23 protein-coding genes and 1 pseudogene are annotated in these 22,941 nt (G+C 70.9%); 12 read left to right on the top strand and 12 right to left on the bottom strand.

Annotated elements, in window-relative coordinates; all coding sequences use genetic code 11:
* Positions 1–100 precede the first annotated feature (100 nt).
* The 4 genes from ACI2L1_RS04635 (at position 101) to ACI2L1_RS04620 (ending at position 5,149) form a co-directional block, all read left to right on the top strand.
* Positions 101–2,305: an MMPL family transporter gene (locus tag ACI2L1_RS04635; protein ID WP_404737841.1), complete on the top strand. Its 2,205-nt coding sequence runs from the start codon at positions 101–103 to the stop codon at positions 2,303–2,305.
* Positions 2,306–2,398: 93 nt separating this feature from the next.
* Positions 2,399–3,628, top strand: a complete 1,230-nt coding sequence (locus ACI2L1_RS04630) for a sensor histidine kinase (protein WP_404737840.1) — start codon at positions 2,399–2,401, stop codon at positions 3,626–3,628.
* 67 nt (positions 3,629–3,695) lie between these two features.
* Positions 3,696–4,499: an inositol monophosphatase family protein gene (locus ACI2L1_RS04625; RefSeq protein WP_404737839.1), complete on the top strand. Its 804-nt coding sequence runs from the start codon at positions 3,696–3,698 to the stop codon at positions 4,497–4,499.
* A 119-nt stretch (positions 4,500–4,618) separates the two neighbouring features.
* Positions 4,619–5,149, top strand: coding sequence for a TerD family protein (locus tag ACI2L1_RS04620; RefSeq protein WP_404737838.1), 531 nt, complete (start codon positions 4,619–4,621; stop codon positions 5,147–5,149).
* 35 nt (positions 5,150–5,184) lie between these two features.
* Here the strand turns inward: ACI2L1_RS04620 and ACI2L1_RS04615 are convergent, their stop codons facing one another.
* Positions 5,185–6,525, bottom strand: coding sequence for a hypothetical protein (locus tag ACI2L1_RS04615; RefSeq protein ID WP_404737837.1), 1,341 nt, complete (start codon positions 6,523–6,525; stop codon positions 5,185–5,187).
* 286 nt (positions 6,526–6,811) lie between these two features.
* Here ACI2L1_RS04615 and ACI2L1_RS04610 point away from each other — a divergent pair, with 286 nt between their 5' ends.
* Complete coding sequence (locus ACI2L1_RS04610) at positions 6,812–7,033, top strand: hypothetical protein (RefSeq protein WP_404737836.1); 222 nt, start codon at positions 6,812–6,814, stop codon at positions 7,031–7,033.
* 305 nt (positions 7,034–7,338) lie between these two features.
* On the opposite strand, the gene ACI2L1_RS04605 is transcribed toward ACI2L1_RS04610, so the two are convergent.
* The 3 genes from ACI2L1_RS04605 to ACI2L1_RS04595 form a co-directional block, all read right to left on the bottom strand.
* The gene (locus tag ACI2L1_RS04605) at positions 7,339–7,539 is read right to left on the bottom strand and encodes a hypothetical protein (protein WP_404737835.1); all 201 of its coding nucleotides are present in this window, start codon (positions 7,537–7,539) and stop codon (positions 7,339–7,341) included.
* 63 nt (positions 7,540–7,602) lie between these two features.
* A complete protein-coding gene (locus tag ACI2L1_RS04600; RefSeq protein ID WP_404737834.1) occupies positions 7,603–9,045 on the bottom strand; it encodes a sensor histidine kinase in 1,443 nt (480 codons plus the stop codon).
* Positions 9,042–9,767, bottom strand: coding sequence for a response regulator transcription factor (locus ACI2L1_RS04595; protein ID WP_404737833.1), 726 nt, complete (start codon positions 9,765–9,767; stop codon positions 9,042–9,044). The genes ACI2L1_RS04600 and ACI2L1_RS04595 overlap by 4 nt, the downstream gene beginning before the upstream one ends.
* 160 nt (positions 9,768–9,927) lie before the next feature.
* On the opposite strand from ACI2L1_RS04595, the gene ACI2L1_RS04590 reads away from it, so the two are divergent.
* The 3 genes from ACI2L1_RS04590 (at position 9,928) to ACI2L1_RS04580 (ending at position 12,159) form a co-directional block, all read left to right on the top strand.
* Positions 9,928–11,163 carry an acyltransferase family protein gene (locus tag ACI2L1_RS04590; RefSeq protein ID WP_404737832.1) on the top strand — a complete coding sequence of 412 codons (1,236 nt, stop codon included), beginning with the start codon at positions 9,928–9,930 and terminating at the stop codon, positions 11,161–11,163.
* A gap of 149 nt (positions 11,164–11,312) precedes the next feature.
* The gene (locus tag ACI2L1_RS04585; RefSeq protein ID WP_404737831.1) at positions 11,313–11,537 is read left to right on the top strand and encodes a hypothetical protein; all 225 of its coding nucleotides are present in this window, start codon (positions 11,313–11,315) and stop codon (positions 11,535–11,537) included.
* Positions 11,538–11,607: 70 nt separating this feature from the next.
* Positions 11,608–12,159: an AAA family ATPase gene (locus ACI2L1_RS04580; RefSeq protein ID WP_404737830.1), complete on the top strand. Its 552-nt coding sequence runs from the start codon at positions 11,608–11,610 to the stop codon at positions 12,157–12,159.
* Positions 12,160–12,208: 49 nt separating this feature from the next.
* On the opposite strand, the gene ACI2L1_RS04575 is transcribed toward ACI2L1_RS04580, so the two are convergent.
* Positions 12,209–12,913, bottom strand: a complete 705-nt coding sequence (locus ACI2L1_RS04575; RefSeq protein WP_404737829.1) for a hypothetical protein — start codon at positions 12,911–12,913, stop codon at positions 12,209–12,211.
* Between the two features lie 609 nt (positions 12,914–13,522).
* Here ACI2L1_RS04575 and ACI2L1_RS04570 point away from each other — a divergent pair.
* The gene (locus ACI2L1_RS04570) at positions 13,523–14,068 is read left to right on the top strand and encodes a DUF4232 domain-containing protein (RefSeq protein ID WP_404737828.1); all 546 of its coding nucleotides are present in this window, start codon (positions 13,523–13,525) and stop codon (positions 14,066–14,068) included.
* 216 nt (positions 14,069–14,284) lie between these two features.
* Positions 14,285–14,437 (top strand): annotated as a pseudogene (locus tag ACI2L1_RS04565) (alpha/beta hydrolase); the annotation flags it as partial.
* Positions 14,438–14,468: 31 nt separating this feature from the next.
* On the opposite strand, the gene ACI2L1_RS04560 reads toward ACI2L1_RS04565, so the two are convergent.
* From ACI2L1_RS04560 to ACI2L1_RS04535, 6 genes are all read right to left on the bottom strand, one after another.
* A complete protein-coding gene (locus ACI2L1_RS04560) occupies positions 14,469–14,774 on the bottom strand; it encodes an NUDIX domain-containing protein (protein ID WP_404737827.1) in 306 nt (101 codons plus the stop codon).
* A gap of 329 nt (positions 14,775–15,103) precedes the next feature.
* Complete coding sequence (locus tag ACI2L1_RS04555; RefSeq protein ID WP_404737826.1) at positions 15,104–17,545, bottom strand: SpoIIE family protein phosphatase; 2,442 nt, start codon at positions 17,543–17,545, stop codon at positions 15,104–15,106.
* 139 nt (positions 17,546–17,684) lie between these two features.
* A complete protein-coding gene (locus ACI2L1_RS04550; RefSeq protein WP_404737825.1) occupies positions 17,685–17,987 on the bottom strand; it encodes an SCO5918 family protein in 303 nt (100 codons plus the stop codon).
* 170 nt (positions 17,988–18,157) lie between these two features.
* Positions 18,158–18,361, bottom strand: a complete 204-nt coding sequence (locus ACI2L1_RS04545) for a cold-shock protein (protein ID WP_007383480.1) — start codon at positions 18,359–18,361, stop codon at positions 18,158–18,160.
* Between the two features lie 248 nt (positions 18,362–18,609).
* Complete coding sequence (locus ACI2L1_RS04540) at positions 18,610–18,963, bottom strand: MerR family transcriptional regulator (protein WP_404737824.1); 354 nt, start codon at positions 18,961–18,963, stop codon at positions 18,610–18,612.
* A 152-nt stretch (positions 18,964–19,115) separates the two neighbouring features.
* Complete coding sequence (locus ACI2L1_RS04535) at positions 19,116–19,286, bottom strand: hypothetical protein (protein WP_404738131.1); 171 nt, start codon at positions 19,284–19,286, stop codon at positions 19,116–19,118.
* A gap of 156 nt (positions 19,287–19,442) precedes the next feature.
* Between ACI2L1_RS04535 and ACI2L1_RS04530 the strand changes: the two genes are divergently transcribed.
* Positions 19,443–20,795: a phosphatase PAP2 family protein gene (locus ACI2L1_RS04530; protein WP_404737823.1), complete on the top strand. Its 1,353-nt coding sequence runs from the start codon at positions 19,443–19,445 to the stop codon at positions 20,793–20,795.
* Positions 20,796–20,867: 72 nt separating this feature from the next.
* Here the strand turns inward: ACI2L1_RS04530 and ACI2L1_RS04525 are convergent, their stop codons facing one another.
* Complete coding sequence (locus ACI2L1_RS04525; protein WP_404737822.1) at positions 20,868–21,641, bottom strand: polysaccharide deacetylase family protein; 774 nt, start codon at positions 21,639–21,641, stop codon at positions 20,868–20,870.
* A gap of 206 nt (positions 21,642–21,847) precedes the next feature.
* Between ACI2L1_RS04525 and ACI2L1_RS04520 the strand changes: the two genes are divergently transcribed.
* Positions 21,848–22,912 (top strand): nitrous oxide reductase family maturation protein NosD, encoded by a 1,065-nt coding sequence (locus ACI2L1_RS04520; RefSeq protein WP_404737821.1) that lies wholly within the window; start codon positions 21,848–21,850, stop codon positions 22,910–22,912.
* The last annotated feature ends 29 nt before the right edge of the window (positions 22,913–22,941 follow it).

The following is a 22,941-nucleotide window of genomic DNA, read 5'->3' as shown; positions in this document are numbered from 1 at the left end:
TTCTGAGTACCGGCGATTGTCGGCAGGCGCACGACGACATCGCGGCCCTCGTCCCGACAGCCTGGGTGGACCGTTCGGCACCAGATGTGGAGACCCCGCCGTGGCTGCTTTCCTGTACCGCATGGGCCGCCTGGCCTTCCGACGACGCTGGTACGTCGCCCTGGTCTGGGCGGCCGTCCTGGCCGCCGTCGGGCTGGGAGCCCTGAAGGCGCCCAGCGCGCCCGACGAGGGGTTCTCGATGCCGGGTATCGAGTCCCAGAAGGCGTTCGACCTGATGGAACAGCGCTTCCCGGGGGCCACCGCCGACGGTGCCACCGCACGGGTCGTCTTCGTCGCGCCGAAGGGCGAGAAGGTCACCGCCGACGAGAACAGGAAGGCCGTTGAGAGCGCCGTGGCCGATCTGGCCGACGGCTCGCAGGTCGCGTCCGCCGTGAACCCCTTCCAGGCGAAGGCCGTCAGCAAGGACGGCACGACGGCGTACGCGACCGTCACCTACAAGGTCGCCTCCAACGGCCTCACCGACACCAGCAGGACCCAGCTGGACAAGGCCCTCGACGAGGCCCGCGACACCGGGCTGACCGTCGACGCCGGCGGCACCGCGATGGACGACGGCGGTGGCGCGGGCGGCGCGGCCGAGGTGATCGGTGTCGCGATCGCGGCGGTCGTCCTGCTCATCACCTTCGGCTCGCTCGCTGCGGCCGGACTGCCGTTGCTGACCGCGGTCATCGGCGTCGGCGTCAGCATGGCCACGATCCTCACCCTCGCCGACGCGCTCGGCCTGTCCACCACGACCGGCACCCTGGCGATGATGCTGGGCCTTGCCGTCGGCATCGACTACGCCCTGTTCGTGGTCTCCCGCTACCGGGAGGAACGCGCCAAGGGCCGGGCACCCCAGGAGGCGACGGCCCTCGCGGTCGGTACGGCGGGGTCCGCGGTCGTCTTCGCCGGCCTCACCGTCGTCATCGCCCTCGCCGGGCTCGCGGTGGTCGGCATCCCGATGCTCACCAAGATGGGCCTGGCCGCGGCGGGCGCGGTCGTCGTCGCCGTACTGATCGCGCTGACCCTCGTCCCGGCCTTCCTCGGCTTCTGGCCGAACGCGGTCCTCAAGCGCAAGACCCGCAAGAGCGGCCGTATCGAGGAGGAGACCAAGGACAACGGCGGCACCCGCTGGGCCCGGTTCGTGCTGCGCCGCCCGCTGCCCGTGCTGATCCTCGGTGTGGTCGGCCTGGGCGCCCTCGCCCTGCCCATGACCTCCCTCCAGTTGGGCATGCCCGGTGACGAGGCCAAGCCGACCTCCACCACCGAGCGCCGCGCCTACGACGCGCTCGCCGAGGGCTTCGGGCCCGGCTTCAACGGTCCGCTGACCGTCGTCGTGGACGCCAAGGGCGACGACGACGCCAAGGGGGCCGCGGCGACCGTCGCGAAGGAGATAGGGGCGACGAAGGGGATCGTGTCCGTGTCCCCGGCCCGCTTCAACGAGGCCGGTGACACCGCGGTCTTCTCCGTCGTGCCGTCCACCGCGCCGACCGACGAGAAGACCAAGGACCTGGTGACGTCGATCCGCGGCGAGCGCCCCGGCATCGCGTCCGAGACCGGTGCGACCTACGAGGTCACCGGCACCACCGCGCTGAACATCGACATCTCCGAGAAGGTGCAGGGCGCCCTCGTCCCGTATCTGATCGTCGTGGTGGGCCTCGCGATCATGCTGCTCCTCGTGGTCTTCCGGTCCCTGCTCGTCCCGCTGAAGGCGGCCCTCGGCTTCCTGCTCTCCGTCCTGGCCTCCCTCGGCGCGGTCGTCGTGGTCTTCCAGGAGGGGCACGGCGCCGGACTGTTCGGCGTGGAGACCACCGGGCCGATCATGAGCCTGATGCCGATCTTCCTGGTGGGCATCGTCTTCGGCCTCGCCATGGACTACGAGGTCTTCCTCGTCTCCCGGATGCGGGAGGCGTACGTCCACGGCGAGACGCCCGCCCAGGCGGTGACCTCCGGATTCCGGCACAGCGCCCGGGTGGTCGTGGCCGCCGCGCTGATCATGATCGCGGTGTTCGCCGGGTTCATCGGCGAGAGCGAGTCCATGATCAAGATGATCGGGTTCGGCCTGGCGACCGCCGTCCTGCTCGACGCCTTCGCGGTCCGGATGGCCATCGTGCCGGCCGTGCTCGCCCTGCTCGGCGACAGGGCCTGGTGGCTGCCGAAGTGGCTGGACCGGATCCTGCCCCGGGTGGACGTGGAGGGCGAGGCGCTGACCCGGGGGACCGAGTCCCCGGCCGAGGCGCCCGCCGACCTGGAGACCACCCACGCCTGACCCACCCCCACCAGGGGCCGCCCGTGTCGTCGTACGACACGGGCGGCCCTGTTCGCTCACCATGGGTACCGAGCCCACCGACCGGAGAACCCGATGACCACCAGCCTGGAGCGGCGCTACACGGACCGCCTGGAGGAGTTCGCGGACCGCCGTCCGTTCCTCGTCGACCTGGCGCTGATCATGGCGCTGATGGGCTCCGCGACCCTCGGAGCCTCGCTCACCCTGCCCAACGCCCAGCCGCCGGGCGACGACAGGACCGCCGTCGTCCTCCTGGGAGTCTCCTGCCTCGCCCTGTTCCTGCACCGCAGCCACCCACGCGTCACCGTCGTGGTGAACGCGGTCTGCGCCACGATCATCATCGCCCAGGGCTATCTGCTCACCCCCCTCCTCCTCGCCCCGGTCATGGCGTCCCTCTACTGGCTGGCCACCCGCACCGAACGCGAGACCGTCCGCCCCTACGGCTTCGCCACCATGGCGGCGCTGACGATCGCGGCGGCCGTCTCGGACTCCATGGACCACATCTCGCTGCTGCTGCGGACGATCGGCCCCTTCTTCTGGCTGCTGCTGCCGCTGGCCGCCGGCACCATGACCCGGCTCCGACGCGCCTACCTCCAGGCCACGCAGGCCCGCGCCGAGCACGCCGAGCGCACCCGAGAGGAGGAGGCACGGCTGCGGGTCACCGAGGAACGCATGCGGATCGCCCGGGAGTTGCACGACGTCGTCGCCCACCACCTGGCCCTCGCCAACGCCCAGGCCGGCACCGCCGAACACCTCGCGCTCACCAACCCGCAGCAGACCAAGCAGATCCTGCACGACCTGACCGGCACGACCTCCTCCGCACTGCGCGAGCTCAAGGCCACCCTGGGTCTGCTGCGGCAGACCGACGACGACGGCTCCGCCCCGCTGGAACCGGCCCCCGGCCTCGCCCGCCTTCCCGAACTGGTCTCCGCGTGCGCCTCCGCGGGGATCACCGTCACCGTCACCACGGAGGGCGAGCCGCAGCCCCTCTCCCCGGGCGTGGACCTCACGGCCTTCCGGATCGTGCAGGAGGCGCTCACCAACGTCACCAAGCACGCCGCCACCCAGACCGCGCACGTCACCTTCGTCTACGCCGGCCCCCGCCTCCTCATCACGGTCACCGACGAGGGCCCGCACACCGAAGCCGCCTCTGAGCCCTCGAAGGGCTTCGGCGTCATGGGCATGCGCGAACGCGCCCACTCCATCGGCGGCGAACTCCGTGCCGGGCCGCGTCCGGAGGGCGGCTTCGAGGTGCGCACCGCGTTGCCGTTGCAGCCGTCGGTGAGCGGAGAGGAAACGCCGTGAAGGGTGGGGCAGGGTCCATCCGGGGTTCACCGGGAGGTCACCGGCCGCGGCGTCCCGGGCCCGTAGGGTGACCGGCATGGCTGACGTGGATCTCGACCGGGCACTGGAGGTCGCGACGGAGCTCGCGGCCTGGGCGTCGGAGGCGATCAGGCGCCCGCGCGACCCCGGAGCCGGGGTGCGGGAGAAGGACGGGCCCGCGGACATCGTGACCGCCACCGACGAGGCGGTGGAGACACACGTCCGCGAGGTGCTCGGGCGGGCCTTCCCCGGCCACGGGATCGTGGGCGAGGAGTACGGCACGACCGAGGGCGCGGGCGGGGCCCCGCACTGGGTGGTCGACCCGGTCGACGGCACCACCAACTACGCCCACGGCCTTGGCTGGTGCTCCTTCTCACTGGGCCTGGCCGCCCCCGACGGCACCCCGCTGCTCGGCGTAGTGGCGGACCCGTGGCGCGGCGAGACGTTCACCGCGGTCCGGGACCGCGGGGCGTATCTGAACGGCACCCGCACACACGCGGCCGCCCACACCACCCTCACCGGCCATGTCTTCCTCACCGAGTGGGCGGCGCACGCCCACTGGCCCGGCATGGACGCCCTCCTCGCCGAACTCGCCGACCGGCACTGCACGGTGCGGGTGATGGGCTCCACCGCGCTCTCGCTGGCCCAGGTCGCGGCGGGCCGGGCGACCGCGGCGGCGATCGGCGGGTTCCACGCGGTGGACGGCCTCCCGGCGCTGCTGATCGCACAGGAGGCGGGAGCGGTGGCGCTGCCCGAACTCCCCGCCCACAACGAGCCGTTGCTGCTCGTGGCCCCCGCTGCCGCGGAGGAGATGCTCGACCTCTGGCGCAGGTCGGGAGCGGCGGACGGCTGACGGCTTCCTGGCCGAGATCTGACCAGGAGATAACCGTCAGTGAGGTATCAAGAGGCTGATCAGAGCACATACTTCAGCATGCGGGAGGGTCCCGGGGCGCGGTGACGGGGAGCGGCTTGATGCATGCGGTTGGTGCGGGTCTTGGCAAGGTCGAAGTGCGGCTCAAGTGGGATCCGAGTCCCTACGGGGAACCGGCCCGGCATCTCGACATCGTCGCCGCGACCTACGCGGCGGGCGACCCGTACGGGCGGCCGGAGTACGTCGTGCACACCGAGAGCCGCTCACCGGACGGCACCATCAACATGACCCGGCACAGCGAGACCGGCCTCGGCCTCGGCTTCGTCGAGGTGATGGAGCTGGAGTTCGAGCGCCTGTCGTCCGCCTACGGGCGGGTGGTGGTCGGCGTCGCCATCCACCAGAACGGCGGCTCCCGCACCTTCGGCGATCTCTCCCACGCGGGGGTGCTCGTCGTCGAGGGCTACCGCCGGTTGCTGGCCGACGACTTCGCGGGCGTCGCCGACGCCACGGCCGCGACGATCGCGGAGTTCACCAGGGACGCGTCCGGGGCGTGGCACCTCAGAGAGCTGATCCGGGGCTTCGACAGCAACCCGACGGGGTTCATGGCGGAGATGGGCAGCGTACGGGGGTGAGGGGGCCGGCCGCGGGCCCGCCCCCGTCACCGAGGTCACGTCGGGTTGACGACGACGCGGGCCGAGTTGTTCTTCTCGCGCGGGTCGAAGGCGAACGACGAACTGCCGTCGTAGGGACGGACGGTGACCCGGCCCGTGGCGTCGGGGACGACCTGGTCGACGCGCAGCTCGAACGGGAAGTCGACCTTCAGGTCGGGCCTGGTCCAGGTCGGCAGGGTGCAGACGTAGTGGGGGACCGCCGGGTCGTCGGCGGACGGCGAGGCGGTGCGGCAGGTGCTGGGCACCGAGGTGGCGGTGGTGCCCGGCGGGAGGTAGTAGTCGATCGCGGGGACCGGGTCTCCGGAGGCGACGTCGGCGACCCAGGCCGGCCCTCGGTTGACGAAGCGGAATCCGGCCGCGACGGTGTCGCCGGCCGCACCGCCCACCTCGGTGCCGTGCACGGCGAAGTCGGCGGTGTTGTCGGCGTCGATGTGCCAGGCGCGCCCGTTGTCCGAGGTGTCGAGGTCGGCGACGTCGCCACCAGGCTCGACCTCGTAGTCGAACCGCTCGTACAGCGCGTGGCCGGTCACGGCGAGCCGCAGCGGCTCGGGCAGCTCCACGGTGGCACCGGGCGCGACATCGGTGTCGAAGGAACAGGTCACGTACGTCATCTGCGCGTACTGGCTGTCGTCGTCCGGCCCGGTGTAGGCGCACTCCGGGTAGCGGGTGGCGACGTCGAGGCCGTACGTCGCCCACAGCTTCACGCTGAAGCCGTGGGCGGTCTCGTTGCCGGTGTTGGTGACGGAGAACGGCACGGTGAGGTCGGTGCCGGGCGCGACGCCGGTGACGTCCTGCGGGGCGGTGACGCCGAGGTCGGGGCCGGATGCCACGGTCACGAAGGTCTCCGCGGAGTACTCCGGGGCGGTGAGGGTGCCGTCGGGGCCGCCGGTGGCCGTGGCGGAGTACTCGATCGCGCCCTGCGCGCCCACGGCGGCGCCGGCGGCGGCCCGCAGCCTCAGCTGCACCTGGGGGCTGTAGCGGACCGGCACGTCACCGGTGTCGCAGACGGCGATGGTACCGGCGTCATCGGGCACGCAGTTGTCGGGCCACTCCACCTCGGCGACCCCGGTGAGCCCGGAGACGTCGACGGTCAGCTTGCCGTCGGTCACGGTGAAGTCGCTGTTGTAGTGCTGAAGCCCGAGTGCGATCGACCGGTACTGCGCCGCACCGCCGTCGGCGGGCGCGGCGGTGACCGCCTGCTCGTACGGCGCCTGGATCTCCAGGCCGTCACTCGGCGCCGAGTCGTCGGCGAACGCGGCCCCGGCGACGACCAACGCCCCCACGACCCCGACACACGCCCCGCGACGCATTGCACGCCCTACGGAGACAGAACTCATTACATCCCCCAGCTGGGACAGAAGGACCCCGGCACGGTGATCCGGTGCCGGGCGCGAGTTGGACGAGACGGCTGGGCGGAAGGTTGTGGTCGGGGAGCGCGTGGAGGGCGGTTCTTACCGACTTCTTGATCGGTCGGGAGGGCACGGACCGTGCTGGGGTGCCGTGTGTGACACATCACACCCGCGCCCCACAGCATCACCGCTACACGAGTCAGCGCCCCGGTCTCGGCACTGAGTCGTGGACAGGCGGCGCGGACCGGACCGCCGTAGGCGCATACTGAGGAGGATGACTAAACCTGCTGCACCGAAGCGTCATTTGCCCACCAGTCCCTTCAAGGCCCCGGTCGCCCCCGCTCCCAAGCACTTCGCCATGGGCGACCAGGTCACGCACGACATGTACGGTCTCGGCCGAGTGATCGGCGTCGAGGACGGAATCGCGGTGCTCGTGGATTTCGGCTCGACGCAGATGCGGATCCTGAGCCCGTACTCCAAGATGACCAAGCTGTAGGAGAAAGGACCCCCTCTCATCGACCCCACCTCGCTGTTCTCCGCCCCGGAAGGACAGCCCCACCGCTCCCCGGCCGACCTTCCGCGTCCGACCACCAACCCCTTCCAGGCCCCGGACTTCGGGGAGGAAGAGGACCAGGACGAGACCTTCCCCCGGCCAGAAGCGGCTTAGCTCAGCGCACCGCTCAGCGAAGACGAAAGGGCCGCACCCACCTGGGTACGACCCTCCGCCATGACGGGAACCCGCCTCACCTGTGGTGCGGCGAGGCCATGCAGTGCTGCCTGACGTGCTTCTGCGTCGGCCCGTCACCCTGGCTCGCGCCCTACGCGCCGGCCGGCGGCCCCGTGCCCCGGCAGTCGACCGCGCCCCACACCACCGTCGTCCGTGCCGCCGACCCAGGTGACACAGGTGTCCGAGAGGTGGGAGCGGACCTCCGCCGGCCGTACCTTCGCCACGTCCGCCTTCACCCGGCCCGTGAAGGCCTCGACGATGGTGCCCCGAACCACTTCTCCCCTCGGGAACGCGTACGGCACAGCTGATCCGCGCACCTGTGCCTGCCCAGGGAAGGCTCAGCCCGCCGTCGGCAGCGTCACCGTGAACTCCGTACGCCCCGGCTCGCTCGTCACGTCGATCCGGCCGCCGTGCGCCTGCGCGATGGCCGCCGCGATGGCGAGACCGAGACCGGCGCCCCCGCCACCCTGCCCGCGGCTGCGGGAGGCGTCCGCGCGGGTGAAGCGTTCGAAGACGGACGGCAGCACGGCCGGCGGGATGCCGGGGCCGTCGTCGCGGACCCGGATCGCGCAGCACGCGCGCGTGGCCTCCAGCGCGACCGTGATCCGGGTGCCCGGCGGGGTGTGCTGGCGCGCGTTGGCCAGCAGGTTCGCCACGACCTGGGTGAGCCGGGCCGGGTCGCCCGTCACCGTGGCCGGTACGTCGAGGTGCAGGGCGAGCCGCCAGTCGTGGTCGTCGCCCGCCGCCCGCCCGTCCCACACCGCCTCCGCGACCAGCGTCGCGAGGTTGACCTCCACCGCCTCAAGGGGCCGTCCCTCGTCGAGCCGGGCGAGCAGCAGCAGGTCCTCGACGAGCCCGGTCATCCGGGCCGACTGCGCGGAGACCCGGCGCCAGGCGACGTCGGGCTCGATACGGGCCGCGCCCCGGTGCATCAGCTCGGCGTACCCGGCGATGGAGGCGAGCGGGGTGCGCAGTTCGTGGCTGGCGTCGGCGAGGAAGCGGCGCATGCGGTCCTCGCTGTGCTGCCGCTGGGCCATCGCCGACTCCACCCTGTCGATCAGGTGGTTCAACGCGGCGCCCACCTGACCGGCCTCGGTGCCGGAGTCGGTGTCGCCCGCCGGGACCCGGGTGAGGCCCGTGACCTCGCCGCGGTCCAGCGGGGCCCGCGCGACCTCGGCGGCGGTGGCGGCCACCCTGCCGAGGGGGCGCAGCTGCCGCCGTATGACCACCGCGCAGACGCAGCCCGCGACCGCGAGGCCGACCGCGGCGATCACCGTCTCGGTGACGATCAGATGGTGCACCGTGTCCTGTACGGCGTCCATGGGGAGCGCGGCCAGGACGGCGGCGTCGTCGGCGCTCACGGAGGCCACGCGGTAGGTGCCGAGGCCGGGGACGGTCCGGGTGCGCAGGGTGCCGTCCGCGGGGATCCCGGCCAGGGCGGTGCGCTGGGCGGCGGTGAGGCTCCGGCGGGCGCCGCCCTTCGCGACCACCTGGGCGACGGTGACCTCTCCGCCCTCGACGCGCGCGGCGACGGTGCCGGCGGGCTGCCCCTGCTCCTCCAGGAAGCTCAGGTCGGTGGCGGCCCCGCCCCGGAAGCGGGCCCCGCCCTGACTGCGCGCGGCGGCGTCCCGTACCCGCTGGTCCAGGTCGTCCAGCAGATGGGCCCGCTGCACGAGGACCGTGGTGAGGGCCATCGTCACGCAGACGACAGCCAGCGCGGCCGTGGTGAACAGCACCAGCCGCGCCCGCAGCGACATACCGCCGCGTCCCAGGAGCCTCATGTCGCGCCGTCCGCCGCCCTGAGGACGTATCCGGCACCGCGCACCGTGTGGATCATCGGCGCCCGCCCCTTGTCGATCTTCGCGCGCAGGCCGTAGATGTACACCTCGACCAGGTTTCCCTCGCTGTCGAAGGAGCTGTTCCAGACCTCGGCCAGGATCTGCGCCTTGCTGAGCACCTGGTGCGGGTGCCGCATCAGGTAGTGCAGCAGGTCGAACTCCTTCGCGGTGAGCGCGACCGGCACCCCGTCCCGCTGCACCTGGCGGGTCCTCTCCGCCAGCACGAGATCGCCGAGCACCCGTACCGCCTCGTCGGCGGCCTCCTGCTCGGCACCGGCGCGGCGCAGCAGGGCGCGCAGCCGCAGCATGACCTCCTCCAGGGAGAAGGGCTTGGTGACGTAGTCGTCCGCGCCCGCCGACAGTCCGTCGAGGCGGTGTTCCAGAGCGTCACGGGCGGTGAGCATGAGGACGGGCAGGCGGGCGTTCTCGTAGCGCAGTCGGCGCAGCACGTGCAGGCCGTCCAGGTCGGGCAGCATCCCGTCCAGGACGACGGCGTGCGGCGCGCAGCTGCGGGCGAGGGTGACGGCGCTGCGGCCGTTCCCGGCCAGGAAGGGCTGCCAGCCCGCGTCGGTGACGGCCCACGACAGCAGCTCGGTGAGTTCGGGCTCGTCGTCGACGATCAGCACGCGCAGCGTGCCCTGGCGGATTCCACGGGCGGCAGGCATACGGGGACGGTGTCGCGTGCGCCTAAGGGCACCCTGTGTGCGTGCTGTGATCCTGCCGTGATTCGGCACAGCCCATGCCCAGAGAGGCATGCGAGCGTGTTTTCCGGTTAGGCGCTCCGGGATTACTCGAATCAGCGGCAGGTGAGAAGCGATCTCTTTCATGGCGAAGGCACCGGACTCGACGGACGTGGCGGAAGCGGAGCGGGAAGGAGCGGATACGGCGGTCGGCGTCCGTAGACCCGCGGCCCCGGTCGCACCACGTGCGAGCCGGGGTTTTCCGTCCGCGGTGGCCCGCAGCGGCCGGGTGAGCGGTCTGGACGGACTGCGGACCCTCGCGGTCGCGCTGGTCATCGTCCATCACGTGGAGCCCGACGTGCTGCCCGGCGGCGCGGTCGCCGTGGACGTCTTCTTCACCATCAGCGGTTTCGTCATCACCCGCCTGCTGCTCGCCGAGTACGTCCGCCGCGGCGGCATCTCCCTGATGTCCTTCTACCGGCGCCGCTGGCTGCGGCTTGTCCCCGCGCTGCTGGCCCTGTGCGCGGTCTGCGCGGTGCTGTCCCTGACCACCTCGCTGTGGGGCTTCGACGGTTCGCTGCAGGCCGCGGGCCTGTCGGCGGCCTTCCTCACCAATGTCGTACGGGCCATGGAGTCGGGCCCCTACTCCGACCTCACCAGCCCGCTCGCGCACACCTGGTCGCTGGGCGTCGAGGAGCAGTTCTACCTGCTGTGGCCGCTCGCCCTGCTCTTCCTCCTGCGACGGTGCCGGGCCCGTACGGTCCTCCTCTGCACGGCGGCCCTGTGCGTGCTGCCGCTGCTGTGGCGCTGCGTCCTGTGGAACCCCGACGCGGCCCACCGCATCTACAACGGCACCGACACCCGCGCCGACCAGCTGCTGGCCGGCGCCCTGGTCGCCGTCGTCCTGGCACGGCTACGGGCCGACGACCCGCGCCTCGCGCTTCTGCGCACCTGGGCCGGGCGGCTCGCCTGGCCGGCGCTCGGGCTGCTGGGGCTCGTGGCCTGGCAGGTGCCGGTGACCGAGGACCTCGGCATCTGGACGGCCGCCTGGTACACGGTCGGCTTCCTGGCGGTGGCGGCCCTGTCCGCCACGCTGGTCGCGGCGCTCGAACTGCGCCCCGAGGGATGGCTGTCCCGGCTGCTGGCCATGACCCCGCTCGCCTGGGTGGGCCGCAATCTGAGCTACGGCATCTATCTGTGGCACTACCCGGTCGTACGGCTGCTCGCCTCCCTCGGCGTCAAGGAGGGACGGCTGGCCGCCACGGCGGTCCTCACCCTGCTGATGGCGCTGCTCTCCTACTACGCCATCGAGAAACCCTTCCTGCGCAGGGCACACGTGGCGAGGGCACCACAGCCGGTGCTCGCGGCGGCGACGGCATAGGGCGGGCGGTCACGGGGGCGACCACCATCCGGAGGCCGCCCCCGCCTCGGCAGACCGCCGTGCGGCCGCCCGGGTCGGCGTACCGCGGCGGCACTGCCAATGGGTAGGCGGCCGCAGAACGGACCGTCACCGTTTCCTACACTCGCGGGATGAACGACTACACGTGCACTCATTGCGGCACCGTCGGCCTGGTGGAGGGATTCATCGAGGACTCCGGCGAGGGCGCGCGCGGGTACGCGCGGTGGATCGAGGGCGCGTTGGAGCGGGGGATGTTCGGGGGAGCCAAGCGGATGGGCCGGCCTCGGCGACAGGTGGTGGCGTTCCGCTGCCCCAAGTGCGGGCACCTTGAACTGTTCGCCACCGAGGTGGTGTAGTACCCCAGCCGACGGAGAGCGCCTCGAAATACGTTTGCCGCCAGATGGCCCCGCTGGGACCATCGCGAGCGTGAATGCCACCGGGGTGTCCAGCTGCCTGATCGTGACGGGGATGCCGGGGGCCGGAAAGTCGACCGTGACCAGGCTCGTCGCCGAGCGGCTGGCACGTTCCGCCCGGCTCGACGGTGACGAGCTCAACCGAATGATCGTCAACGGTTTCGTCTGGGCCCTGGGCGAGCCCGCCGACGAAGCAGCGCGCCAGGTGGAGCTGTTGCACCGCAACCTGTGCGCGCTGGCGAACAACTTCGCCGAGGCCGGCTTCACGCCACTGATCGATGCGGTGATCCCCTCCCGCGAGGAACTGGACTTCTTCCTGGACCTCCTCACGCCGCGCGAGGTCCTGTTCGTTGTCCTCACGCCGGGCATCGAGGCCTGCCGGTCCCGCAACTCCCTGCGAGCCCCACGGGAACGCTTCGACTTCGACGGGTACGACGCCCTCGACGCCGGCATGAAGCACGAACTCGGCGACACCGGCTGGTGGTTCGACACCGCGAGCCTCACCCCGGCCGAAACAGCCGACCGCATCGTCCACGAGGCCCGTGACCGGGCCCTGGTGAACTGACCGTACTCCGAAGGCCGTCCGGTCCGTCCGCGGTGCGGTCGTGGCCTGTTCAGCTGAACGGAACGGCGTCGGCCGGGTCGGTGTGCCAGTTGGTGACGATGGGCTTGTCGACGGTGATGGCGCCGGTCTTCAGGGAGACGGGGTTGGGGTCGTCGTCTCCGATGGCGACGATGATGCTGTCGAGCTCCTTGCCGTCGTTGTTGTTGGTGGTCTTGGGGTTGACCCCGGCGTAGGCGACGGTGTTCCCGCTCAGCTTGATCTGCTCCCCGACGGACTGCTCGGCGGGACCGGCCTCGGTGCCGTCGGACCCGAACGCCACGGTCGGCAGCGCGGCGGGCAGGTAGCAACTGATCCCCGGGTTCGCCTTCGCCATGACCAGAATGTATCCACCGGCCTGGGTCTCGTCCCTGGTGCTCCAGGAGATGTCATTGGCCCCACAGCCCTGCTCGACCTGCTCCCGCTGGCCGTTACCGGTGTCGACGCCGGAGCCGTTGTCGGACTGGGTGTCCTCGCCGCTGCTCTGGCCGCCGCCCGTGGTGGACGAACCGGAGGAACCGGATGAACCGGACGAGCCGGATGAGCCGGACGAGCTGGTCGGGGTGACCTTCTGGCTGACGGGCGTGGTGGACGAAGACTCCTGCACGGTGCTGGAGCCGGCGTCCGTGCCCCCGCCCCCGCCCTGGCACGCGGTCATCAGCATGGCGCCACCCACGGCCGCGGCGACGAGGAAGGCCTTACGACGGTTACCGGACATGAAATTCCCCTGCTCATAGGTTGGTGGAGGCCGGATCGTTTCCGGCGTCTCTGTGCTGCTCGATCAATATGAGGGGCCTACGAGCCGAAGGGATCCCGACGCCATCGTTTGCGGACAGCGTCGTCACAGCTTGGTGACATGATCACGAGGGGTTCACGGGACCGGGACCGGGATGGGGGCCGGGCGCGGTATCGCCGTCGCCGAGTCCCTCCGCCTCCTACGCGTGCGAGAGATGTCAGCGAGTCCGGCTGCCTTGCATCAACGAGCCCTCAGGCGTCACTGGAGGACGAGTATCTCCGCCGAAACCGCTCATTTCGTGGACCATTTGCCGCTCCCGCCACGGTTCGAACGTTCCGTTCGGCGTTCCAAGCGGACTGGGATGCCGCAGGTCAGGACTTGTTTGGGCGTTCCAGCGTCCCATGATCATCGGCTGAGCTGGTGCCTGGGACGACCTGGGGCACAGTCTTGAGCCGTCGGAGCAGGCCGCACACCGCCGACCGCGGTGCCGCCTCGCTCGACATGTCCGTCCGAGCAGTCGGCGCCGCGCGCCGCCGGACGACCTCACCTCAGGCAGTACTCCATGGCACGTTCACAGAAAGTGGTCCTTCCATGCGTATCTCCCACCGCCGCGCCGCCCGTGCGGCCGCCCCGTCCGTCCTCGTCGCCGTGCTCGCACTGGCCGGTGTACAGGCGGCGGCCCAGTCCGCCGACGCCGCGCCCAAGAAGGCCACCGCGATCACCGCCTGCACCACGGCCAAGACCAAGGTGACCGTCACCCCGGTGACCCGGCCCATCAACCACCTGCTGCTGAAGGCCACCAACACCAGCAGCAAGCCGTGCTACGCCTACGGTGCTCCCTATCTGCGGGCCGGCGCCGGCGCCCAGTCCTCCCTGGTGTGGGACAGGAACTCCATCCCGCAGGCGGTGGTCACCCTCGCACCGGGGGAGTCCGCCTACGCGGGCATCGGGACGTACACGCCCGACGGTGTCCACACCTACAAGGCCAAGACACTCGGCGTCTTCTTCTCCAACCGGGCGATGAACGGCTCGGTCGGTGCGGAGAAGACCCTGAAGCTGCCGCACGGCGGGGTCTACTTCAACAGCGCCGCCTCCGTCACGTACTGGCAGAACAGTGTGGAGGACGCCCTGAACTGAGCCTGGGCGCGGCTTGGGGGAACGGCGCGGACACGAAGGTGTTCGTCCGCGCCGTTCACCTCGGCCCGGGGCACGTTCTCGGCACTCACGGGTCCTTCGACGCGAAGCCATGACATGACAGCCGGCGTCGATCTACCTGGCCTGGTCCGATGGGCGACGAAGCCACCGGGGCCGAGCCCGTTGGCACCAGCACCGCGCACGCCTCGAACTCAACCCCACGGCTCCGTTCCGGACATGGCCGCCTCCATCAGTCCATGGGCCGACAACACCACCCCAATCGTCGTGCCCGACGCCGGCCGCTTCATCCCCGACGAGCAGCCCGAAGCTATCGCTGGCGCGATAGCTGACCTCCTCGCTGACGACGACTGACACCCGTCGAACCTGCCTCTTTCACCTGCGTTCATGGACGGATCTGACGGACTGACTTCTTTGTTTCGTGCTGTGCAGGCCGTGGCATCAAGTGAGCCGCCCGGCCTCGTACAGCGCGTCGAAGACCATCTCGTCGACGGCCGAGACCCGGGTCGATCACCGCCCGCAGTTCCTCGTCGATCTCCCGCACCAGGGTCTCGCTGTCGGACTCGCCCGGCTCACGATGACCGCCCGGGAAGTAGAAGCGATCTCTGCCGTGACTACGTGTCACCAGCACCCGCTCGTCCCGAACCAGAACCCACGCCACCTTCTCCGGCACGCCGCCGCCATGTGCCATGGCCCAGGACCGTATCGGAGCGCATCGTCCGGGTCAGTACAGCGGCGAAGCTGCCACTGATGGCGGCTCGTTGTCGATCCAACGCAGCCTTCCAGCGTCGCGTACGCTCGCTCGACCTCGCGCAGGTACTGCTCCAGGCGGAAGTGTGAACCGCTCCGGGATCGGTGGAGGCTTGCCGTGTTCTGGCTGGCGCCAACCGCCACGACTCCCCGCTGCTCGCACCGGCCCTGGACCGCCTGGACGACCTCAGACCGGTACCGACAACATCCCGCTCCACCTGGACGCCGGTTACGACTCCGACAAGACCCGCGATCTGCTCCCCCGCACCCTCACTCCCCGGGCAACCCCAGCTCCGCCCAAATCGTCTTCCCGGTCGCCGTCTGCCGGCTCCCCCACCTCTCCGCCATCTGGGCGACCAGCAGCAGCCCCCGCCCGCCCTCGTCGAACACCCGTGCCCGCCGCAGATGCGGAGCCGTGCTGCTGCCGTCCGAGACCTCGCAGATCAGGGTCGAGTCGCGGATCAGGCGCAGGACGACCGGGTCGGCGCCGTAGCGGACCGCGTTGGTGACCAGTTCGCTGACGATCAGTTCCGCCGCGAAGGCCGCTTCGCCCAGGCCCCACGCCGTGACCTGCTCACTCGCCGACTTCCGGGCCCGCGCCACCGCCGCCGGGTCGCGGGGGAGCTGCCAGGTGCGGACCTTTGCCCGGTCCAGGGCGGAGGTGCGGGCCAGCATCAGGACGATGTCGTCGGCCGGGCGGACCGGCAGGACGGTACGCAGGACGTCGTCGCAGGTCTCCTCCAGTGGGCCCGCCTTGTCGGCGAGTGCCCCGCGCAGCAGGTCCAGGCCGACCTCGATGTCGCGGTCGGCGGCCTCGACAAGGCCGTCGGTGTAGAGGGCGAGCAGGCTGCCCTCCTCCAGTTCCATCTCGACGGACTCGAACGGCAGGCCCCCGAGGCCGAGGGGCGGGCCGGACGGCAGGTCCAGGAAACGGACGTCGCCGTCGGGGGTGACCACGGCGGGCGGCGGGTGGCCGGCGCGGGCCATGGTGCAGCGGCGCGACACCGGGTCGTAGACGGCGTACACGCAGGTGGCCCCCACCTCACCGGACGTGGCGGCGACCTCCGCGCCCCGCCCCCGAGCCTCCGGCCCCTCCTCCCGGTCCAGCCGTACGACCAGGTCGTCCAGCTGGGTGAGCAGTTCGTCGGGGGCCAGGTCCACGTCCGCCAGCGTGCGTACGGCCGTGCGCAGGCGGCCCATCGTCGCCGAGGCGTGGATGCCGTGGCCGACCACGTCGCCGACGACCAGGGCGACCCGGGTGCCGGAGAGAGGGATGACGTCGAACCAGTCGCCGCCGATGTCCGCCCCGGAGCCCGCGGGGAGGTAGCGGTACGCCACCTCCATCGCCGCGAGGTCCGGCGGGCGGTCGGGGAGCAGGCTGCGCTGGAGGGTGAGCGCGGTGCGGCGCTCGTGGGTGTAGCGGCGGGCGTTGTCCACGCTCACCGCCGCTCTCGCGGCGATCTCCTCCGCGAGCAGCAGGTCGTCCTCGCTGAAGGGCTCCGTCGTACGGTGGCGAAGGAAGTGCACCAGGCCCAGGGTGACCCCGCGGGCCCGCAGCGGCACCATCATCGTCGAGTGGATCATGTACTTGGCGACGGACTCGGCACGGCCCCGGGACGACTCGATCCACCTCCGCATCCCAGGGTCCCCGGGCTTCGGCAGGGTGCCGCGGCCGGCGATCAGGGCCCGCATCGGGGGCGTGTCCACCGGGTAGAACGTGGTCTCACCGGACGGGACCACCGACTCCGGGCAGCCGTCGAGGACGGACCGCTGCGCGGTGCGCCGTAGGGTGACCGGACAGGTCGGCTGCACCGGTTCCGGTTCGTCGCCGAGAGCCACCGACTCCAGCAGATCCACGGTGACGAAGTCCGCGAAGCCCGTGACGGCCACCTCGGCCAGCTCCTCGGCGGTCCGGGTCACGTCCAGGGCGCTGCCGATGCGGAGGCTGGCGTCGTTGAGGACGGCCAGGCGGCGGCGCGCCCAGTACTGCTCGGTGGTGTCGAAGACGGCCGCGGACAGGCCCTGGACCGTGCCGCTCGCGTCCTTCAGCGGCGACAGGAACATCGACCAGGCGTGCCCGCGCACCTCGCCGGGGGCCTGCCCGTAGTTCTCGTGGAGCACCGTCTCGCCCGTGCGCAGGACCTGCCGCTGGAGACGGTGGTACTCGTCGAAGGGCGGGTTCGGCTCGATCTCCCACAGGGTCAGACCGCGCATCTCGGCCACGGTCCGGCCCATCACCTGGGTCATGACCTCGTTGGCCGACACCAGCCGGGCCTCGCGGTCGTAGATGGCAACCGGCACGGGGAGCTGCGCGAGGGTGAGGTCCCACAGGGCCTCGGCGGCCGGCTCGGCGGGCCCGGCGAAATGCTCCGGGGCTGCGGCGGTCACCAGCCAGGGCCGCGCGCCGTCGCCGTCCGCGAGCGGTGTCGCCTTCAGCCGTACGACCACACGGGCGCCGTCGCGGTGCCGCAGCGCCACCTCGGTGGACCACCGCCGGCCGGCGGCCACATGGCGTCGCGCGGACTCGGGCAGCTCGGCGGCGAGCAGTCCGGCCGCCGGACGTCCCACGACCTCGGCGGCCTCGTACCCGACCAGCTGCTGGGCACCCGCGCTCCACACCGTGACCGTCCCGTCGCCGTCGACGACGACCGCCAGGTCCTCGGGTACGCGTCCCGCCACGGTGCCTCCGGAAGTGCCGCCCCTGCTGTCCATGCTCCCAGCGTCCCGCCGCGAAGGTTCCCGCTCAAGCGATGACAGGAGGAACACGGCGGCGCTGCCGTGAGGAGCCGCAGTCTTGCACGGGGTGGCGGGGACGGGGAACGGAAGGGGAGCGATGAGCCGTTCGGCAACGTCAGCCCAGCGGGGTGTCCGCCCAGGGGAGGGACGCCGACGGGTCGTTGAAGGCCTCAGGGCGGGGCGGGTGGTTCTCGTGGCAGGTGAAGCCGAGCCGGGTGAGGGCCCTGGCCACCTCGTTCGCGGTGAAGTCGCGGCGGTCCTGCCGGGTGATCACCTGGCCGACCTGCTTGACCGGGTAGACGTGGGGGCCGACGGTCACACACATGCCGGTGGCGGGTTCGGGCTCGACGCCCTCCATCGACCTTTCGACCTCGCCCATGGTCAGGTCGAAGGGAAAACGTGCGATGACGATGCGCATGGTGCCTCCACGGGGAGCGGTCGAACGGAGACGGAAAGTGCCGGTGGGGGAAACCGCTTGGAAATTCCCGGGAATGAGTCGGGAAAAAGCGCGGAAATAAAGGGTTCAGGCAATAGGTCGGGGCCCACACCCAGGAGTGCGGGCCCCGACCGTTAAGAACGCGTCAAGCGTCAGGCGGGAACGATGTTCTCGGCCTGCGGGCCCTTCTGGCCCTGCGTGACGTCGAAGGTCACCTTCTGGCCTTCCTGAAGCTCGCGGAAGCCGGAGGTGGCGATGTTCGAGTAGTGCGCGAACACGTCGGCGCCGCCGCCGTCCTGCTCAATGAAGCCGAAGCCCTTTTCCGCGTTGAACCACTTCACGGTGCCAGATGCCATATTGAATCTCCCTTAGGGGCAGTGCCGGGAGGCCGCCCTGTGCGGTCTCCGAGTCGCCGCGATGATCACCCCTCCGGAAGACCCGGAAAGACGCCGGAGGAAATACAGAATCTCCGGAAACCAAAACTGCAACCTTTATCACGGTAACACACCGTAGGTGGGCCGATCCACGTGGTCCGCAATTCCCGTGTCGATCAGTCCGAAAATCTCGCTGCGCCCCGTGCGTGATTCTGTCGCGGCCGTGACAGTTATCTGTCGCGCCCGGTCCGCTCCCCGCCGGGCCGGTCGCCCAGTTCCCGGCGCATTTCCTCGTTGAGGCGCAGGGCCGCTTCGAGCCGGTCCTCCAGGACGATGATGCGGCAAACCGCCTCGATGGGGGTGCCCTGGCCGACGAGTTCGCGGGCCCGGGCGGCGATGCGCAACTGGCCGCGGGAGTACCTGCGGTGACCGCCCTCCGAGCGCAGCGGCGTGATCAGCTTCGCCTCGCCGATGGCCCGGAGGAAGGCAGGGGTGGTGCCCAGGATGTCGGCGGCCCGCCCCATCGTGTACGCGGGGTAGTCGTCGTCATCGAGGTGGTCGGCGGGGGAGGTCTCGGCGGGCATGGCACCTTCGTTTCGGGGGTGCGAGGGGCCGGGGCCCCGGCACCGCGCTGCCCGAGCGGTGCCGGGCAGCGCCCAGGTGGTCACAACCCTAACGTCGGTGCCTCCGCAAATGTGGCGCTGCTCCAACAGATTTCCCACCGTCGCGGGTGTCGTCATCCACGTCCGGATCGGCCTTGGCGCGGACCTGGACGGACCAGCCGGCCCGTGCTGCAGCCGGTCCGCAGGTTCTCCGCGAGCAGGGCGAGCAGTCCGCGCAGCCGGGGCGCGGTGATCTCCCGCCCGCGCAGGGTGACCCGGGACAGCAGGACCAGCTCGGTCGTCACATCCGAAGACTAGCCAGGGGGCCGCTGTATACCCGCTGTGCGTTGTCTTCGACATGTCATACGCTGCACCGCACGTTCACCAACTGAGCACCCCTCCGCAACCCGGAGCGCGATCCGTCCATCTTCTCCAGACGGACGGGCGGCTCTTCGGGAGAGATGAAATTGAGACGAATACCCAGATTCTGGGCCGCAGCGGGTGCCGTGGTGCTCGGTTGCTTTCTGGCGATGGAGTTCGCCGCGCGTCACTACGGCCTGCCGGGGCCGGTGACCACCCAGCTGCGGGAGTTCGTGTGCCCGCCCAAGTCGGGCCCGCTGTTGTACGCCGGTCTCTCCCTGACGATGGTGGTCCTCACCTGGCGGCAGCGGTTCCTCGCGCTCGGTGCCGCGATCGGCATCGACATCGCCTTCTTCGTGGTCCGCTCGGTGTGCGGCATCGTGGTGACCCACGGCCATCCCTTCGGCAACGGCGCGCTGTGGGTGATCCTGGGCTGCGCGGTCGTCGCCCTCACCCGCCGCACCGGAGCGGAACGCGTCCTGCTGCTGAAGGGCGTCGGCCTGGGACTGCTGCTGGTGGCCGGCCGCAAGACCGGTGATACCTGGCTGCTCCTCACCTCCAAGACCCGTCCCGCCGTACTCGACCCGTACCTGGCGTTGGCCGACCGCGCGCTGGGCGATCCGTCGTGGGTGATGGGCCGGATCGTCACGGCCACCGGCGCGATCGGCTTCAACTTCCTCGACGTCGTCTACGGCCAGCTCGCGCTGGCCGCGGTCGTCGTCGCGCTGTACCAACTGCGCGATGTGGCGTCCGAGCGCCAATTCCCGCGCCACCACCTGGTCCGCACGTTCCTGGTGATAGGCCTGCTCGGACCGGCCGTCTACCTGGTCTTCCCGGTGGTCGGCCCGGTCTTCGCCTACGGCACCGGGACCGAGCACTGGGCGTCGGTCAGCCTGTGGGCGCCGCGGATGCCGCCCAGCGCGCACTGGGCGGTGGCCGACCTGTGGCCGCGGACCCCGCCGCCGCTCACCGTCCCGCACTCCGTCCCGTTCGACGAGATCACCCCGCGCAACTGCATGCCCAGCCTGCACACGGCGTGGGCCACCGCGATCTTCGTCCACTCCCGCAAGGGCCCGCGCGTCCTGCGCTGGGCGGGCACGTTCTGGCTGGTCGCCACCCTCTGCGCGACGCTGGGATTCGGCTACCACTACGGCGTGGACCTGATCGCCGGTGTGGTGTTCACCCTCACGGTCGAGGCGGCACTGCGCTCGTACGACCGCGGCTGGGACCGCTCCGGGCTCCGGCTGACCGCCTACAGCGCCGCGGTCTTCGCCGCACTCCTGGTGTCGTACCGCTGGCTGCCCTGGGAGATGGCCGAGTACCCGTGGGCCGCCGGCCCGCTGCTCCTGCTGGTGATGGCCTCGGTGATCTACGGCTACGTCCGGACCGTGGGCGGCTGGGAACCGGTGACCGCCCCGGCGCGGCAGCGGCGACCGCAGCCCGAACTGCTGTGACCACCCGGGCCGTACGCCCGGCTCAGACGCTGCCGCCCCGGCATCCCGGAAGCGCGTTCCAGGAACCTTCCCTCAGCGCACCGGGAAGCCGAAGGAGTAGCCCTGCTCCTTGAGCCGGGGGAGGATCACGCGCAGGGCCTCGACGGTCTGGGAGCGGTCGCCGCCCGCGTCATGGAAGAGGAGCGTCGGGCCGCTGGGGAGTTCCCGTTCGACCGTGGCGACGATGGCGTCCGTGCCCGGCTGCTCGAAGTCCTTGGTGTCCACGTTCCACCCCAGCGGGCGCATGCCGTGGGAGGCGGCGAGCTTGCGGCTGTACGGGGTGAAGGCCCCGCCCGGCGCCCGGTAGTACATCGGCCGTACACCACCGGACGCCTCGGTGATCATGCGTTCGGCGTCGAGGATCTGTGCCGACTGGTAGGCCTCGGGCTTCTTGTCCATGGTGGTGTCGTGCGACACCGAGTGGTCGCACAGCCGGTGCCCGGCCGCGACCACCTTCTTCACGAGGTCCGGGTGGGCCTGCGCCTGCGTCCCCACCATGCAGAACGTGGCCTTCACCCCGTACTCCCGCAGTACGTCCAGGACTTGGGGGGTCCACACCGGGTCGGGCCCGTCGTCGATGGTGACGTTGACGCCGTGCGCCCCCGCGTCCGACGCGTGCACGATGGTCACGTCCACCGGCTTCACGGCACTGCCCGCCGTGGTCGACGCGCTTGCCTTCGGCGACGAGCCGCCCAGGGAACCGGCCTGCGCGGTCCACATCGAGGCCCCGGCGGCGAGCAACGTCACCCCGAGCGCCGCGCCGAGCACCTTGCCGTACCAGCTACGCCCGCCGCCGTGCCGTGTCATGTCCGTCCCGCTTTCCCGCAGTTGCTCGCCGATTCCTTGGTCAACCTGCGACCACCTGGCAGGACGAGGAACGGCGGCCCGAGGATGCGCCCGTTACCGATCAAGGACAATCCCGGGCTGGTTCCCGGACAACGGGAATCAAGGACACGCCACCGGATGGTCTATAACGACCGGTTCCGGAACGTTCACGTCATAACGTGACGAATATGACGAAAATGCATATGGCTTACCTGGCGTGTGTCGCGGCGCTCATCGGGGCGGGGCTCGGGGCCGCCCCACCGGTCGGTGCCGTCGGTCACATGACCCATGTGGTCGCCCCAGGAGAGTCGATCCAGACAGCGGTGGACGCCGCCGCACCCGGAGACACCGTCCTGCTGACCTCCGGCACCTATCACGAGAGCGTCAAGGTGACCACGCCCGGGATCACCCTGCGCGGCATGGGCCGCAGCACCGTCATCGAGCCGGCCACGACGAAGGCGGCCAACAGCTGCGCCGCGGAAGGCAACGGCATCTGCGTGATCGGGGCGAAGGACCGCGACGTCGAGGGAGTCACCGTCGCCTCCCTGACCGTGACCGGCTTCACCAGCACCGGAGTGTTCGCCATGGCGACCGACGGGCTGACCGTGCGCAACGTGACCGCGGTGAAGAACGGGGTGTGGGGAATCGCCCAGGAGCACTCCGTCCGCGGGGTCTTCCGCAGGAACATCGCCCGCGACAACGGTGACGCCGGGCTGCTCCTCGCCAACAGCATCAAGACCGACGCGGGCGCCACGGACACCGGCGGAACGGTGGTCGAACACAACCGCCTGGAGGGCAACCGCATCGGCATCACCGTCCGGCGCCTCAGGAACCTCACGGTCGCGGAGAACCACGTCACCGGAAACTGCGCGGGCATGTTCGTCGTCGGCGACGAGAACGAGCCGAAGGCCGGCGCCGTGACCGTGCGCGACAACCACGTCACCCAGAACAACAAGTCCTGTCCGAAGACCGCACGGCTGGAGGCCCTGCAGGGCTCCGGCATCGTGCTGACCGGTGCCGAGGACAGCCTGGTGACCGGAAACCGGGTCATGGACAACGTCGGCACCTCCTCGCTGTCGGGCGGCATCGTCCTGTTCAAGAGCTTCGTGGGCGCCACCAACGAGCGGAACCGGATCACCGACAACACGCTGAAGGGCAACTCCCCGGCCGACCTCATCAACGCGGACATCGGCAACGGCAACACCTTCGAAGGCAACACCTGCCGGGCATCGAAGCCCGCGGGACTGTGCTGACCGGCCGTGGTCACCCTGAACGCGAAGCA

Source organism: Streptomyces sp. NPDC019531, from assembly GCF_044903305.1.
Lineage (GTDB): Bacteria > Actinomycetota > Actinomycetes > Streptomycetales > Streptomycetaceae > Streptomyces.
Note: the sequence above shows the minus strand (reverse complement) of the source record. Positions and strands in the feature narration are given on the sequence as shown.

Coding starts and splice junctions, on each gene's coding strand:
- ACI2L1_RS04630 (WP_404737840.1), top strand. CDS start 2,399: ATGACCACCAGCCTGGAGCGGCGCTACACGGACCGCCTGGAGGAGTTC.
- ACI2L1_RS04620 (WP_404737838.1), top strand. CDS start 4,619: ATGCATGCGGTTGGTGCGGGTCTTGGCAAGGTCGAAGTGCGGCTCAAG.
- ACI2L1_RS04615 (WP_404737837.1), bottom strand. CDS start 6,525: ATGAGTTCTGTCTCCGTAGGGCGTGCAATGCGTCGCGGGGCGTGTGTC.
- ACI2L1_RS04610 (WP_404737836.1), top strand. CDS start 6,812: ATGACTAAACCTGCTGCACCGAAGCGTCATTTGCCCACCAGTCCCTTC.
- ACI2L1_RS04600 (WP_404737834.1), bottom strand. CDS start 9,045: ATGAGGCTCCTGGGACGCGGCGGTATGTCGCTGCGGGCGCGGCTGGTG.
- ACI2L1_RS04595 (WP_404737833.1), bottom strand. CDS start 9,767: ATGCCTGCCGCCCGTGGAATCCGCCAGGGCACGCTGCGCGTGCTGATC.
- ACI2L1_RS04590 (WP_404737832.1), top strand. CDS start 9,928: ATGGCGAAGGCACCGGACTCGACGGACGTGGCGGAAGCGGAGCGGGAA.
- ACI2L1_RS04585 (WP_404737831.1), top strand. CDS start 11,313: ATGAACGACTACACGTGCACTCATTGCGGCACCGTCGGCCTGGTGGAG.
- ACI2L1_RS04575 (WP_404737829.1), bottom strand. CDS start 12,913: ATGTCCGGTAACCGTCGTAAGGCCTTCCTCGTCGCCGCGGCCGTGGGT.
- ACI2L1_RS04570 (WP_404737828.1), top strand. CDS start 13,523: ATGCGTATCTCCCACCGCCGCGCCGCCCGTGCGGCCGCCCCGTCCGTC.
- ACI2L1_RS04560 (WP_404737827.1), bottom strand. CDS start 14,774: ATGGCACATGGCGGCGGCGTGCCGGAGAAGGTGGCGTGGGTTCTGGTT.
- ACI2L1_RS04555 (WP_404737826.1), bottom strand. CDS start 17,545: ATGGACAGCAGGGGCGGCACTTCCGGAGGCACCGTGGCGGGACGCGTA.
- ACI2L1_RS04550 (WP_404737825.1), bottom strand. CDS start 17,987: ATGCGCATCGTCATCGCACGTTTTCCCTTCGACCTGACCATGGGCGAG.
- ACI2L1_RS04545 (WP_007383480.1), bottom strand. CDS start 18,361: ATGGCATCTGGCACCGTGAAGTGGTTCAACGCGGAAAAGGGCTTCGGC.
- ACI2L1_RS04540 (WP_404737824.1), bottom strand. CDS start 18,963: ATGCCCGCCGAGACCTCCCCCGCCGACCACCTCGATGACGACGACTAC.
- ACI2L1_RS04530 (WP_404737823.1), top strand. CDS start 19,443: ATGAAATTGAGACGAATACCCAGATTCTGGGCCGCAGCGGGTGCCGTG.
- ACI2L1_RS04525 (WP_404737822.1), bottom strand. CDS start 21,641: ATGACACGGCACGGCGGCGGGCGTAGCTGGTACGGCAAGGTGCTCGGC.
- ACI2L1_RS04520 (WP_404737821.1), top strand. CDS start 21,848: ATGACGAAAATGCATATGGCTTACCTGGCGTGTGTCGCGGCGCTCATC.